This window comes from Nonomuraea sp. KM88 (assembly GCF_052245635.1).
Lineage (GTDB): Bacteria > Actinomycetota > Actinomycetes > Streptosporangiales > Streptosporangiaceae > Nonomuraea.
Map to the genome: position 1 here is coordinate 659,531 of NZ_JBQQCC010000002.1, position 12,798 is coordinate 672,328.

Annotated in this window: 13 protein-coding genes; 7 read left to right on the forward strand and 6 right to left on the reverse strand. The window is 71.1% G+C overall.

Annotation, left to right across the window (positions count from 1 at the left end; genetic code table 11):
• Positions 1-31: 31 nt before the first annotated feature.
• The 3 genes from ACTWPV_RS08790 to ACTWPV_RS08800 are packed head-to-tail and all read right to left on the reverse strand — an operon-like array spanning position 32 to position 3,550.
• Positions 32-1,024, reverse strand: coding sequence for an ABC transporter permease (locus tag ACTWPV_RS08790; RefSeq protein WP_443151314.1), 993 nt, complete (start codon positions 1,022-1,024; stop codon positions 32-34).
• Positions 1,021-2,517 (reverse strand): sugar ABC transporter ATP-binding protein, encoded by a 1,497-nt coding sequence (locus ACTWPV_RS08795; protein WP_443151315.1) that lies wholly within the window; start codon positions 2,515-2,517, stop codon positions 1,021-1,023. Before ACTWPV_RS08795 ends, ACTWPV_RS08790 begins: the two co-directional genes overlap by 4 nt.
• A gap of 7 nt (positions 2,518-2,524) precedes the next feature.
• Positions 2,525-3,550, reverse strand: a complete 1,026-nt coding sequence (locus tag ACTWPV_RS08800) for an autoinducer 2 ABC transporter substrate-binding protein (protein ID WP_443151316.1) — start codon at positions 3,548-3,550, stop codon at positions 2,525-2,527.
• Positions 3,551-3,752: 202 nt separating this feature from the next.
• Here ACTWPV_RS08800 and ACTWPV_RS08805 point away from each other — a divergent pair, with 202 nt between their 5' ends.
• Positions 3,753-4,466, forward strand: a complete 714-nt coding sequence (locus ACTWPV_RS08805) for a GntR family transcriptional regulator (protein WP_347644187.1) — start codon at positions 3,753-3,755, stop codon at positions 4,464-4,466.
• A 24-nt stretch (positions 4,467-4,490) separates the two neighbouring features.
• Here ACTWPV_RS08805 and ACTWPV_RS08810 read toward each other — a convergent pair whose 3' ends face one another.
• Positions 4,491-5,123: an HAD family hydrolase gene (locus tag ACTWPV_RS08810; protein WP_347644186.1), complete on the reverse strand. Its 633-nt coding sequence runs from the start codon at positions 5,121-5,123 to the stop codon at positions 4,491-4,493.
• Positions 5,124-5,237: 114 nt separating this feature from the next.
• Between ACTWPV_RS08810 and ACTWPV_RS08815 the strand changes: the two genes are divergently transcribed.
• The gene (locus ACTWPV_RS08815; RefSeq protein ID WP_443151317.1) at positions 5,238-6,524 is read left to right on the forward strand and encodes an MFS transporter; all 1,287 of its coding nucleotides are present in this window, start codon (positions 5,238-5,240) and stop codon (positions 6,522-6,524) included.
• Between the two features lie 169 nt (positions 6,525-6,693).
• On the opposite strand, the gene ACTWPV_RS08820 is transcribed toward ACTWPV_RS08815, so the two are convergent.
• Positions 6,694-7,914 carry a LeuA family protein gene (locus tag ACTWPV_RS08820; RefSeq protein ID WP_443151318.1) on the reverse strand — a complete coding sequence of 407 codons (1,221 nt, stop codon included), beginning with the start codon at positions 7,912-7,914 and terminating at the stop codon, positions 6,694-6,696.
• Positions 7,915-7,967: 53 nt separating this feature from the next.
• Here ACTWPV_RS08820 and ACTWPV_RS08825 point away from each other — a divergent pair, with 53 nt between their 5' ends.
• The 4 genes from ACTWPV_RS08825 (at position 7,968) to ACTWPV_RS08840 (ending at position 11,075) form a co-directional block, all read left to right on the forward strand.
• Positions 7,968-9,251 (forward strand): citrate/2-methylcitrate synthase, encoded by a 1,284-nt coding sequence (locus ACTWPV_RS08825; protein ID WP_443151319.1) that lies wholly within the window; start codon positions 7,968-7,970, stop codon positions 9,249-9,251.
• Between the two features lie 91 nt (positions 9,252-9,342).
• Complete coding sequence (locus ACTWPV_RS08830; RefSeq protein WP_443151320.1) at positions 9,343-9,720, forward strand: hypothetical protein; 378 nt, start codon at positions 9,343-9,345, stop codon at positions 9,718-9,720.
• Positions 9,710-10,027, forward strand: a complete 318-nt coding sequence (locus ACTWPV_RS08835; RefSeq protein ID WP_443151321.1) for a hypothetical protein — start codon at positions 9,710-9,712, stop codon at positions 10,025-10,027. The genes ACTWPV_RS08830 and ACTWPV_RS08835 overlap by 11 nt, the downstream gene beginning before the upstream one ends.
• The gene (locus tag ACTWPV_RS08840; RefSeq protein WP_443151322.1) at positions 10,011-11,075 is read left to right on the forward strand and encodes a hypothetical protein; all 1,065 of its coding nucleotides are present in this window, start codon (positions 10,011-10,013) and stop codon (positions 11,073-11,075) included. The genes ACTWPV_RS08835 and ACTWPV_RS08840 overlap by 17 nt, the downstream gene beginning before the upstream one ends.
• A gap of 33 nt (positions 11,076-11,108) precedes the next feature.
• On the opposite strand, the gene ACTWPV_RS08845 is transcribed toward ACTWPV_RS08840, so the two are convergent.
• Positions 11,109-11,318, reverse strand: a complete 210-nt coding sequence (locus tag ACTWPV_RS08845) for a hypothetical protein (RefSeq protein ID WP_443151323.1) — start codon at positions 11,316-11,318, stop codon at positions 11,109-11,111.
• A 463-nt stretch (positions 11,319-11,781) separates the two neighbouring features.
• Between ACTWPV_RS08845 and ACTWPV_RS08850 the strand changes: the two genes are divergently transcribed.
• Complete coding sequence (locus tag ACTWPV_RS08850; RefSeq protein WP_443151324.1) at positions 11,782-12,789, forward strand: hypothetical protein; 1,008 nt, start codon at positions 11,782-11,784, stop codon at positions 12,787-12,789.
• Positions 12,790-12,798 lie beyond the last annotated feature (9 nt).

The following is a 12,798-nucleotide window of genomic DNA, read 5'->3' on the forward strand; positions in this document are numbered from 1 at the left end:
CGCATCGACCGCCGGGGCAGGGCTCCCGTTGTCATTTCTTCGCTCCGATCCGCTTGTCGAGGGTGCGCCGGGTCAGCACGTCGAAGGCCACCGCGAGGGCGACGGCCGCCCCGACCAGCACGCCGTTCCACAAGGGCGGCACGCCCATCAGGACGACGCCGTTCTGCAGCAGCGCGATGAAGGCCAGGCCGCCGAGGGTGCGCAGCACGCCGCCCTCACCGCCGAGGATGCTGGTGCCGCCGACGACCACGGCGGCGATCGCGGGGAGGGTGAGCTCGTTGCCGGCCGTGGCCTGGACGACGCCCACCCTGCCCACGTAGATGAGCGCCGCGACGCCGACGAGGACGCCCACGAGCACGTACGCCGCGAACGCCGTCCGGCCGACGGGTACGCCGAGCAGCCGCGCGCCCTCCGCGTCGTTGCCGATGGCGAACAGCCGCCGGCCGAACACCCGGTGCCGCAGCACGTACGCCAGCACGCCGAACACGGCCAGCACGACCAGGCCCACCAGGGGGATTCCGCCGGCGCGGGCCGGGCCGAGCGCGGGCACGACGGGGCCGGCGAAGACGTCGGTGCTGTTCCAGAGGACGAACAGCACGGTCTTGAAGATGGCGGCGGTGCCCAGCGTGGTGATGATGGGGGAGATCCGCCCGCCGACGACCAGGCCGCCGTTGATCGCGCCGAGCGCGCCGCCGAGCAGCACGGAGATCACGACGACGAGCGGGGGCGGCATGCCGGCGACGAAGAGCGTGGCGCCGACCCACGCGACCACGCCGAGCATCGGCCCGACGGACACGTCGATCCCGGCCAGCAGGACGACCAGCGTCACGCCGGCGGCCAGCAGCGCCAGGTCGGCCGAGTTGATCACCACGTTGGCGAGGTTGGCCGCGGACAGGAAGCCGGGGGCGGCCACGGTGAAGAAGATCACTTCCGCGATCAGGAGGATCGGCAGCAGCGCGTTGCGCAGGAGGACCAGCATCCGCGCGGAGGGTGCGAACGCGGAGGGGACGGTGGTCGTGGTCACCGGTTCACCCCCATCGTGGCGCGCAGCACCGCGTCCTCGGTCAGGTCGTCGCTACTCAGCTCGGCGGCCATGCGGCCCTCCCGCATGACGTAGACGCGGTCGGAGACGGCGAGGAGCTCCGGCAGGTCGCTGGAGACGACCAGCACCGCGGTGCCGTCGCGGGCCACCTCGACGAGGCGCTGCTGGATGTCGGTCTTGGTGGCCACGTCGATGCCCCGGGTCGGCTCGTCCAGGATGAGGATCTTGGGTTCTGTGGCGAGCTGCCGGGCGAACAGCGTCTTCTGCTGGTGGCCGCCGGACAGGCCGGTGACGGGGAAGGCGGGTGACGGGGCCTTGATGCGCAGCCGGTCGATCCACGAGGTCGCGAGCTCGCGCTCCTCGGCGCGGCGGATGACGCCGAGCCGGCCCAGCAGGTCCGGCAGCTTGACGGCCGTGATGTTGCTGAGGGTGTCCATGCCGGGGAAGATGCCGAGCGTCTTGCGGTCCTCCGGCAGGTAGGCGATGCCGCGGGCCATGGCGTCGCGCGGGCCGCGCGGCGTGTGCGGCTCGCCGTCCACCCGCATGGTTCCCGCGCTGGGGCGCAGCACGCCGAAGACGGTCAGCGCCAGCTCGGTACGCCCGGCTCCGACGAGTCCGTACAGGCCGACCACCTCGCCGCCGCGCACGGTCAGGTCGACGTCCGACACGGCTCCCGGCACGGTGAGCCCCGAGGTCTCCAGCATGACCGGCCCGGGCCGGGCGGGTGAGCGGCTGATGGCGGAGTTGACCGGCCGGCCGGACATCATCTCCAGGATCCTGTCGTGGTCGGCCTCCGAGGCGGGCAGGTCGCCGGCGAGCCTGCCGTCCTTCAGGACGATGAACCGGTCCGCGACGTGCTCGAGCTCCTCGAAGCGGTGGGTGATGTACAACACGCCCACCCCGGCCTCGGAGAGCCGCTGCACGATGAGGAACAACCTGCGGACCTCGGCGTCGGTCAGGATCGAGGTGGGCTCGTCCAGGATCAGCACCTTGGCTTCGACGTCGACCGCCCGGGCGATCAGCGTCAGCTGCTGTTCGGCCAGGCTGAGCGCGTCCATGCGCCGGGTCAGCAGTTCCACGGGGACGTCGAGCCGCCGGAACAGCTCCTCGCCCCTCCCGCGCATCCGGCGCCAGTCGACCTGGCCCGCGCGGTCGCGGGGCTCGCGGCCGACGTTGAGGTTCTCCAGCACCGACAGCCGGGGGAAGAACGACGGCTCCTGGTAGACGACGCTGACGCCGCCGGCCAGCGCGGCCCCCGGGGAGGCTGGCCGGTGCGGTGCGCCGTCGAGAACCATCTCGCCGCCGTCGGGCGGATACACGCCAGCGATGATCTTGATGAGGGTGGACTTGCCGGCGCCGTTCTCGCCGAGCACCGCGAGCCGCTCGCCGGCCCCCAGCGTGAAGCTGACGTCGTCGAGTGCGGTGGTGGCTCCGAAGCTCTTGGACAGGCCGGACACCGAGAGGATGGGCCGCACGTCGCTCCTAGTAGTCATACTGGGCGATGTTCGCCTTGGTGAAGACCATCGGCGGGCCCATGACGAGCGTCGTGGTCGCCGCGGAATACTCGACGGGGTCCTTCAGCCCCGGCACGGTGTTCTCCGGGGCGAACTCCTTGCCGTCCATGAGCTGCTTCATCGCCCAGACGGTCAGCACGCCCAGGTTCGGCACGTCCCAGAGCACGGTGGAGCTCATCACCCCGGACTCGACGTACGGGCGCGCCGTCCGCGGCGAACCGAAACCGGAGACCGCCACCTTTCCCGCCTTGCCGGCGTTCTGGACGGCCTGCGCCACTCCGGGGACCGCGGTCGACGGCACCGCGATGATCGCCTTGAGATCGGGGTAGGCGGTCATCAGGTCCTGCGCCTCTTTGAGCGCCTGCGCGGTGTCGGTGGTGTAGCGCACGCCGCCCACCAGTTCCATGGCGGAGTAGGTGGACTCCTGCCGCTTGCGCGCCTCGGCCACCCAGCTGTTGAACGTCTGCGTGTCGGCCGCCCCCGACACGATGCCGTACTTGCCCGTGCCGCCCATGGCCTTGGCGATCTCGTCCATCACGGTCGCGCCGAGCGCGGCGTCGGAGGCCTGCTGCACGAACACCTGGCGTTCGCTGTCGGGCGCGTCGGCGTCGGAGGTGACCACGACGATGCCATTCTTCCGCGCGGCCGCGATCGCCGGGTTCATCGACCGGGGGTCGAGCGGGGACACCGCGATCGCGTCGTAGCCCTGCTGGACGAGGCTGTTGAAGATGCGCAGCTGCTCGGTCGCGTCCGCGGTGGAGGGCCCCGCCTGGGTGTACGACATGCCGAGCGACTTCGCCGTCTTCTCCGCGCCCTCCTTGAAGGCGGAGAAGTAGGGTACGCCCTCCACCTGGGAGACGAAGGCCACCTTGGGCCCCTCGCCGTCACCGGTGCTGGGAGCGGCGCTCTGGCCGGCCGGCCCTCCCACGGTCGAACAGGCCGCCAGGGCGACGGCCGTGCAGATGGCCACGAGCCCGGCACTGATGTTTCGCATATCGCATCCCGAGGAGACGAACGGACAGGTCTGTAGGCGCGCCCCCTTATTCGCCCGACGCGGCCACCGTAAGAATTAGTACCAACGAGTGTCAAGAGTTGTAGGTACAAATCTGGATGTTGTTGGTATATGTTGTGCATGGAGCTAGTTGACTGGTACTTCGGTCTGCGCCGGGTTCGCGAGCGAGGGGAGATGGGCCCGCATGACCAAGCGCCATGCGCACGAGATCGTGGCTGATTCGCTGCGCACGCACATCCTCGAAGGCCGCTACAAACCGGGGCAGCGCCTGCCGTCCGAGGAGGCGCTCACCGACGAGTACGGCGTCAGCCGCAACACCGTGCGGGTGGCGCTGAACCACCTCGCCGCGGCCAACCTGATCACCCGGCGCCGCGGATCCGGCAGCTATGTCAACGCCGACCTCGGCATCAGCCACTCCCTCGGCAACCTGCGCAGCTTCACCGTGCTCCTGCGCGACCTGGGCCTGCAGCCGGGCATCACCGAGGTCGAGGTGCGCCTCGACCCCAGCCCTCCCCTGGAGATCCTCGGGTTCCTCCCCTCCGAGGTCGCCTGGCTGGTCCGCAGGGTGCGGACGGGCTCGGGCTCGCCCTTCGCCCTGCTCGACTCGTGGCTTCCCGACCGCATCGGCTCGCGGATCGACCCGGAGGCCCTGACCCGCCGCCAGTCCCTGTACGCCTCACTCGCGGAAGACCTCGACATCAGGGTCGCCGAGGCCACGGAGAGCATCCACGCCGAGGCCGCCGACGAGCGCGAGGCCCGTGTCCTCGACGTCCCGGTCGGCAGCCCGATCATCGTCATCAGGCGGTGGACCTATGACCGGGCGGGCAGGCCCGTCGAATACACCCGGTCGGCCGCCCGCGGTGACCGCTACCGGTACGTGGTCAAGCTCCGCGCCTGACGGCGGCGCGCCTGTGACGTCTGCTCAGCCGAGCGACGTGATCAGTCGCGGCAGGGTGGCCGGGTCGTGGAAGAGCGTGGCGCCCAGGCCCGCGAGGCGGCCGGCGGGGGTGAAGCCGCCGGCGTAGGCCAGGCAGCGCATGCCCGCGCTCATCGCCGCCGTCACCCCGAACGGGCTGTCCTCCACCACCACGCACCGCTCCGGCGGCACCCCCATCGTGTCCGCCGCGTGCAGGAACAGGTCGGGCGCCGGCTTGCCCCTCGCCACGTCCTCGGCGCTGAACACCCGTCCGTCGAACCATTTGGCCAGCCCCGTGAGCTCCAGGCTGCGGCGGATCGTGGTGTGCCGGCCGTTGGAGGCCACGCAGGCCGGCACCGTGAGCTGGTCGATCGCCGCCTCGATGCCCTCGATGGCCCGCAGCTCCGCCATCATCGCGGCCTTGTGCTCGGCGTTGAGCTGCTCGCGCCAGCCCGGTGGCGTCTCGCCGACCTGCTCGGCCCAGTATTCGTTGGTGCAGCCCACGAAACGCTCGGCGTACTCCGCCTCGTCGATCGTCCAGCCCAGACGCCGCAGCGCGGCGGTGCCCACGCGCGTGGCGATGGGCTCGCTGTCCACGAGCACGCCGTCGCAGTCGAAGATGACCAGGTCGATGGCCAAGCCTGCTCCTTTCCCGGGGAGGTCCGGCTACGAACCTATCTGATGTGACATAGCGCCAGGTGATAGCGTTCGCGTATCGCTTCACAAGACGCCCGTCCGCATAGTGAGACCCGTATGACGACATCCCCCCAGACCGTGGCCCCCAGCAGGTCAAGGGTCGCGGCAGCCAGCCTCATCGGCACCGCGATCGAGTTCTACGACTTCTACATCTACGGCACCGCCGCCGCCCTCGTGCTGAACGCCGCCTTCTTCCCCGACCTCGACCCGGTGGCGGGCACCCTGGCGTCGTTCTCGACGTTCGCCGTCGCCTTCATCTCGCGCCCGCTCGGCTCGGCGGTGTTCGGGCACTGGGGCGACCGGATCGGCCGCAAGTCCATGCTCGTCGTGTCGCTGCTGGTGATGGGCCTGTCAACGGTGGCGATCGGGCTGCTGCCCGGATACGCGGCGATCGGCGTCATGGCGCCCGTGCTGCTGGTGTTGTTGCGGTTCACGCAGGGCATCGGCCTCGGCGGCGAGTGGGGTGGTGCGGCGCTGCTGGCCACCGAGCACGCGCCGCCCGGCAAGCGCGGACTCTACGCGATGTTCCCGCAGCTCGGCCCGTCGGTCGGCTTCATCGTGGCCAACGGGCTGTTCCTCGTGCTCGGCGAGACGCTCAGTGACGACGCGTTCGGGAGCTGGGGGTGGCGGCTGCCGTTCGTGGCGAGCCTGCTGCTCGTGATCGTCGGTCTCTACGTACGGCTGAAGATCTCCGAGACGCCCGTCTTCCAGAAGGCCATGGACCAGCGGCGCATCGCCAAGGTGCCGTTCGCCGGGCTCATGCGGCACCAGTGGCGGCGGGTGCTGCTCGGCGCCGGCGCCATGACCATCGCGTACACGCTCTTCTACACCGCCACCACCTACTGCCTGGCGTACGGGACCAGCGAGCTGGAGATCCCGAAGACCACGATGCTCGCGCTCACCATGATCGGGGTCGTGTTCATGGCGGCGGGCACCGTGGTCTCGGCGATGGTCTCCGACCGGCTGGGCCGGCGCCGCACCCTGATCGCGGGCACCGGCGTGGCCGTCGTGTGGGGACTGGTGATGTTCCCGCTGATGGAGACCAGGTCCGTCTTCCTCACCGGCCTTGCGCTGGCCGGGGCGCTGGCGCTGATGGGATTGATCTTCGGACCGATGGGGGCGTACCTGCCCGAGCTGTTCAGGACCGAATACCGCTACAGCGGCGCGTCCGTCGCCTACAGCCTCGGCGGTGTGCTCGGCGGCGCGGTGCCGCCGCTGGTCGCCACCGGCATGCAGGCCGGCGGCATGGGAGCGCTGGCGGTCGGCGGCTACGTGTCGGCGATGGCGCTGCTGAGCCTGCTCTGCCTGCTCGCCCTGCCCGAGACGGGCGACGAATCCCTATGAAACCAACAAATCGCGGCGGCGGGCTCGGTAACATGAGGGTCATCAACACGGCGGTCGAACAGAGCCGTGGCGCCCACGGCCGCGCTGACTTCACGGGCTGACTTCACGGGCTGACTTCACGGGCTGACTCCTTCAAGCCGGCCCGTGAAGTCAGCGCGGCCGGAACGCCTCAACCGCTCTCGTAACCCGGGAAGAGCAGGGCCAGCTCCCGCGGGTACGTCCCGATCAGGCGCAGCTCGTCGTCCGTGAGCGGCCTGCCCGTCATCGCGTTGCAGAGCTGCACCAGCCGGAAGGCCAGCTCCTCGTCGGGCGTCCCGATCCCCAGCCCGTCCATGACGTGCCCGAACCCGGCCTTGCCGCCGTACTCGCCGGTCAGCACCACCCGCCCGCTCCTCGCGTGCCAGTCCTCGGGGAACGGCCCCAGCGTCGCCTCGTCGTACAGCTCGTAGTTGCCGTGGTCCTTCAGCGCGCCGTCGGCGTGGATGCCCGACTCGTGCGCGAACGCGTTGCGCCCCACCCCCACCTGGTTGTACGGCAGCGGCTGCCCCAGCGCGTAGCTCGCCCACAACCCGAACCTGCGGGCCCACGACAGGTCGAGCGCGTCGCCGATCTCGGCGTCGAGCCCGAAGCCGTGCTCGAAGGCCAGGATGGTGGAGAGCAAGTCGGCGTTCCCCGAGCGCTCGCCGACGCCGTTCACGCACGTGTTGATCCACGCGTCCTGCCCCGCGTCGAGATCGCCCAGAGCGCCCGAGACCGAGTTGGCCACGGCCATGCCGAGGTCGTTGTGGCAGTGGGTCTCGACCGGCATCGCGGTCGCCGCGGCCAGCTCGGCGAAGCGCTCGCGGATCCGGCCGGGCGTGTCACCGCCGATCGTGTCGCAGTAGCGCACGCGGTCGGCGCCCGCCTCCTTGGCCGCCAGGGCGAACTCCAGCAGGAAGGCGTCGTCCGTACGCGAGCCGTCCTCGGCGTTCACCCCCACGGTCAGCGCGCCTCCGGCCTTGGCCGCGCGGACCGCGGCCGCCATCTCCCTGAGGATCGCCTCCCTGTCCAGGCGGCCGCGGAACTTGTTCTGGATCATGTAGTCGGACGTCGAGATGGACAGGTTGTAGTGCTTCAGCCCGAGCGGCGCCGCCTTCTCCACGTCCTGCGGCACGCCCCGGCACCAGCCGGACAGCCGCAGCTCACCGAACGCCCCGGCCTCGGCCAGCGCCACCTGCGCCCTGACGTACGGGACCTCGTGGAAGAGGAACGGGAAACCGATCTCGGACTGAGCCACGCCGAGCCTGGCCAGATAGAAGTTGACCATGGTCTTGCCGAACTTCGACAGGCCGGTGCGTGCGGTCTGCACGCCGTCCCGGTTGGTGACATCAAGGAAATGAACGTTGGGCATGCCCTCACGTTGACATGGTTGCTCAACGTGTATCAATATTGATTTTCGTCAACATGCCGGAGGGCTTCCCCGCGATGGAGTGGATCGACGCGGCCACGGCCGCCGAACGGCTCGGCGTCAAACCCGCCACGCTGTACGCGTACGTGAGCAGGGGAGTGCTGCGCCGGCGGCACGGCGACGACGGGCGGCGCAGCCTCTTCTCCGCCGAGGAGGTCGAACGCCTCGCCCGCCGCGGCCGCCCCCGCAACCGGCCGCCCGAGCTCGTGATCGAGTCGGCCGTCACAGCCCTCGGCGTCGACCGGCCCTACTACCGGGGGCGCGACGTGCTGGAGCTCGCCGCGACCAGCGGCTTCGAGACGGTCGCCGCATGGCTCTGGACCGCCGGCCCCGCCCTCCCGCACCAGCGGCCCGCACCCGCCGGCTCCCCTGCGGGAAGCGGCGGTCACGGCGAGGAGCCTGCGGCGCCCTCCGGCGGCGCGGTGTGGCGGTGCGATCCGCAGGCGCTGCGGGCCGCCGTCGCCGCCCAGCAAGGGCTGCCGGAGGACCTGCTGCCGCTCGATCGCCTCCAGGTGATCGCCACCGTGCTGGGCGCCTCCGACCCCCTCCGCCACCAGCTCGATCCCGCCTCCGTGAGCGACACGGGCCGCCGCCTGATCGCCGGCCTGGTCGACGCCATGCCGCGGCTCAGCGAGCCCCAGGGCGAGTCGATCGCCCAGCGCCTGTGGTCCCGCCTGTGCCCGGCGCCGCCCGCTCCCGGCCTGCTCCGCGCCCTCCAAGCGGCGCTGGTGCTGCTCGCCGACCACGAACTGGCCGCCTCCACGCTGGCCGCCAGGGTCGCCGCCTCCGCGCGGGCGGACCCGTACGCCGTGGTCCTGACCGGCCTCGGCGTGCTGGGCGGCCCGTTGCACGGCGGTGCCTCGTACGGCGCGGAGCGCCTGCTCGCCGAGGTCGACGAGCCACGCCAGGCCGCGCGCGCGATCACCGGTCGCCTGCGCCGCGGCGAACGTGTCCCCGGCTTCGGTCACAGCATCTACACCAACGGCGACGGCCGCGGCGGCGCCCTGCTGGACCTGGTCAAGGAGGCCGCGCCGGAGCACGAGCGGATCGCCGCGGGACAGGCCGTGCTGGCCGAGATGCGCCGCAGGCGGCTGCCCGAGCGCAACATCGACTTCTCCCTCGCCATCCTGGCCGCCGTCAGCGGCATGGTGAGCGGCGCGGGCGAGGCGATCTTCGCGGTCGCCAGGGCGGCGGGCTGGCTCGCGCACGCCATTGAGGAGTACGAGCGCGGCACCCTCCTCCGCCTGCGCGCCTCCTACACCGGCCCGCCGATCACCTGACGTCGGTCGGGTGGTCATGCAGCGATCAGGACGGGTTTAATGCCTATGAACCAGATGTGTCAAAGGTGAGCAACGAGACTGGAGTGATGACGTGCGAGCGGCCCCTGAGGACGATCCGCCCACCGGAGCGGGGGAGGCGGCCGATGGTCAGGTCAGGGCGGCCGTCGGTGAGGACGGCCTGCTGGCCAGGCTGAAGCTGGACCCGCGGGCGATGCGCCTCGGGTCGCACGAACTGGCCGGCCACATCGTCGCCGCCGTGCGGGCGGCGCAGCAGGATCGGCTGGCGCGGGTCGGCGAGCCCGCCACGCCCGCGGAGGACGGCCCGGACACGGAGGAGTTCATCCGCCGCGTCAACGACATGGAAGCCCAGGCGGCCAGCGATTTCGCCCGGTTGACGTCCAGTCTGGAAGAGATGTTGCGCCGCCTGGACGATCCGCCCTCAGGAAAGATGCACCGTGATGACAGATGAAGAGATCACCTGGGACGTCGCCGGCCGCGAAGCGTCCGCCCGGCACTTCCGTACGCTGACGGACGAGCAGCAGCAGGTCCACGAGGACTACCGGGGGCAGGTGGCGGGCAGCACGGGCCCGTTGCCCTACCCCGACTTCGCCGGCCCCTACCAGGACTACCTGGTGGCGCTGTTCGGCGGCTCCGCGGAGGTGACCGCCGGGCTGGGCGAGACGGGACAGGGCCAGGCGCTGATGGCGGCGACGAACGCGCAGGCGGAGGCGGCGGCGATGGGCGAGGTGAGCGCCGACCATGGCCACCGGGCTTGAAGAGGCCGGTTTCGGCCTGCTGGGTGTTCCGCGCCCGCCGGACACCACCGAGCTGGAACGCCAGGCCGGCGTTCTGGAGTCGCTGGGCCGCGCGCAGGCGTCGGTCGCCGGCGACGGCGCGCGCGCGTTCCGGCTCGGGGGTGCGAACACCGGCGCCGCCACGGACGCGCTGGCCGAGCACGTGACGGGGCAGGCGGGCGTGCTGCGGCGCAGCACCGCCCAGGCGCAGCTCGCCTCGCTCGGAGCGGGCGCCGCGCAGGTCGCGTGGAACGCGGTCAAATGGGCCGGCCGGATCCTCGTGGGGCTGGCCGGGATGGCGGGCCTGGCCGCTCTCACGCCGCAGGGACGGGCGCTGATCAGGCCGCTGCTGCGGCCGGTCGCCCAGCGCATGCAGCAGTGGCTGCTCACCGCCACCCGGTTCATCGGACGGATCTACACCAAGCTCGCCGAGCGGCTCAGGGGAAAGCCCGCCAAGCCGCCGGCCACCGGGCAGCCGGCGGCCACCCGGACCGCGTCCGCCACGCAGCGGGGGACGGGACAACATCCCGTCACGGCGGCGCAGTCCGAGGCCACGCGCGCCAGGATCTCGGCGAACCAGGCCACCATGAGCCTGGACCGGGCCGGCGAACGGCTGAGCCAGGTCGAAAGGCATGTGCGTGACGCGAGAGACACGCTCAGGGCCGCGTACGCCCGCTACGGGACCGACGCCGCCACCAGGGCCCGGCTCGACGCACAAGGGCTGGCGAACCACCCGTATCTCGACGAGATGTCCAGATGGAACCTGCGGCAGCAGGGAGAACGGCTGCAACAGATCGAGACGCAACTCAGCAGGCACACCGCCGGTCACCTGGACGACGCCCGGCGGCGCGTGAACGAAGGGTTCAAGATCGCCGAGAAAAACCGGCTGGACGCCTCAGACCTGAACGGCATGCGGCAGCAGGTGAGCGAGCTGACCTTCCGGCACGCCGAGCTGGCCGACCGCGCGTTCACCACCCGCATGGACATCAACGGCCCGTTCGACATCCAGCAGATGTACCGGATCGTGTGATTGGCGGGCCCGCCGGTCACACGACGGGAGGGCTCACCCCACCGCGGCGCCGCGGTCCACGTACGCGGCGAGCGCCCGCACGCGCTCGCCGTGCTGGTCGTGCCCGACGATCACCTGCGGCTCGTTGTACGGCATCGCGTCGGACGAGCGGCGCAACTTGATGTACTGGCCGCAGGCGTCGATCGCGTACGGCTCCATGTCGTCCTGCAGCGCCCCGATCACCGTGATGCTCGCGTTCACCATGATCGGTGTCGGGTTTCATGGCGGCGCTCACCGTGGTCTCTGAGGTCTCCTACCGGCTGGGTCAGCTCTGCGCCCTGATCGCAGGCACTGGGGCCGCCATCGTGTGAGGGCTGGAGATATTCCTGCTGCCGAGTAGTCATGCGCATTTGGGGCTGGTTTAATTTGTTGACTCGGATGTGTCAAACCGTTCAACGCTGGAGGGATGACGTGCGTGCGGTGCCTGAGGACGACCCGCACACCGGAACCGGGGAGGTCGCCGCTGGTCTGGTCGGGGCGATCGTCGGAGGGGACGGCGTGCTGGCCAGGCTGAGGCCTGGATCCGTGGGCGAAGCGTCTCGGGTCGCACGAACTGGCGGGTCACGTCGTCGCGGCCGTGCGGGCGGGACGGGACAGGGCCAGGTGCTGATGGCGGCGACGAACGCACAGGCGGAGGCGGCGGCGATGGGCGAGGTGAGCGCCGACCATGGCCACCGGGCTTGAAGAGGCCGGTTTCGGCCTGCTGGGTGTTCCGCGCCCGCCGGACACCACCGAGCTGGAACGCCAGGCCGGCGTTCTGGAGTCGCTGGGCCGCGCGCAGGCGTCGGTCGCCGGCGACGGCGCGCGCGCGTTCCGGCTCGGGGGTGCGAACACCGGCGCCGCCACGGACGCGCTGGCCGAGCACGTGACGGGGCAGGCGGGCGTGCTGCGGCGCAGCACCGCCCAGGCGCAGCTCGCCTCGCTCGGAGCGGGCGCCGCGCAGGTCGCGTGGAACGCGGTCAAATGGGCCGGCCGGATCCTCGTGGGGCTGGCCGGGATGGCGGGCCTGGCCGCTCTCACGCCGCAGGGACGGGCGCTGATCAGGCCGCTGCTGCGGCCGGTCGCCCAGCGCATGCAGCAGTGGCTGCTCACCGCCACCCGGTTCATCGGACGGATCTACACCAAGCTCGCCGAGCGGCTCAGGGGAAAGCCCGCCAAGCCGCCGGCCACCGGGCAGCCGGCGGCCACCCGGACCGCGTCCGCCACGCAGCGGGGGACGGGACAACATCCCGTCACGGCGGCGCAGTCCAGGGCCATGCAGGCACAGGCCCGTGCCGGGGAGTCCATCCGACAAGCCAGGTCCATCATCGTCCGCGCCGAAAAAGGATTGGCACAGGCACAAAAGCACGAGCAGGACGCCAAGATGACCCTCGATGTCAGGCTGAGGGGCGCGCAAGGGCGCGGAGAGATCAGCGAAGACAGGAGAAGGCAACTCGCTAGGCAACCGCTGGTGGACCATCCGTATCTTGACGAATGGATGAAGCAGCGCCTCCGGCAGCAGGCTGCGTCGCGGCAACAAATCGAATCAGAGCTCGGGCTGGGCGGCAGACATCTGGACGACGCCGGCCGCCGGGTGGACGATATCGCCAGGGCGAACGGGCTGGACGCGTCCGACCTGCAGAATCTGCGCCGCGAGGTGAGCGACTTGAAGCGCCGGTTCTCCCGACTTGGCTGACAGTCCGGT

Bases quoted from the DNA above. Each gene is read 5' to 3' on its own strand.
- ACTWPV_RS08800 (WP_443151316.1), bottom strand. From the start codon at position 3,550: ATGCGAAACATCAGTGCCGGGCTCGTGGCCATCTGCACGGCCGTCGCC.
- ACTWPV_RS08805 (WP_347644187.1), top strand. From the start codon at position 3,753: ATGACCAAGCGCCATGCGCACGAGATCGTGGCTGATTCGCTGCGCACG.
- ACTWPV_RS08815 (WP_443151317.1), top strand. From the start codon at position 5,238: ATGACGACATCCCCCCAGACCGTGGCCCCCAGCAGGTCAAGGGTCGCG.
- ACTWPV_RS08820 (WP_443151318.1), bottom strand. From the start codon at position 7,914: ATGCCCAACGTTCATTTCCTTGATGTCACCAACCGGGACGGCGTGCAG.
- ACTWPV_RS08825 (WP_443151319.1), top strand. From the start codon at position 7,968: ATGCCGGAGGGCTTCCCCGCGATGGAGTGGATCGACGCGGCCACGGCC.
- ACTWPV_RS08835 (WP_443151321.1), top strand. From the start codon at position 9,710: ATGACAGATGAAGAGATCACCTGGGACGTCGCCGGCCGCGAAGCGTCC.
- ACTWPV_RS08840 (WP_443151322.1), top strand. From the start codon at position 10,011: ATGGCCACCGGGCTTGAAGAGGCCGGTTTCGGCCTGCTGGGTGTTCCG.
- ACTWPV_RS08845 (WP_443151323.1), bottom strand. From the start codon at position 11,318: ATGGTGAACGCGAGCATCACGGTGATCGGGGCGCTGCAGGACGACATG.
- ACTWPV_RS08850 (WP_443151324.1), top strand. From the start codon at position 11,782: ATGGCCACCGGGCTTGAAGAGGCCGGTTTCGGCCTGCTGGGTGTTCCG.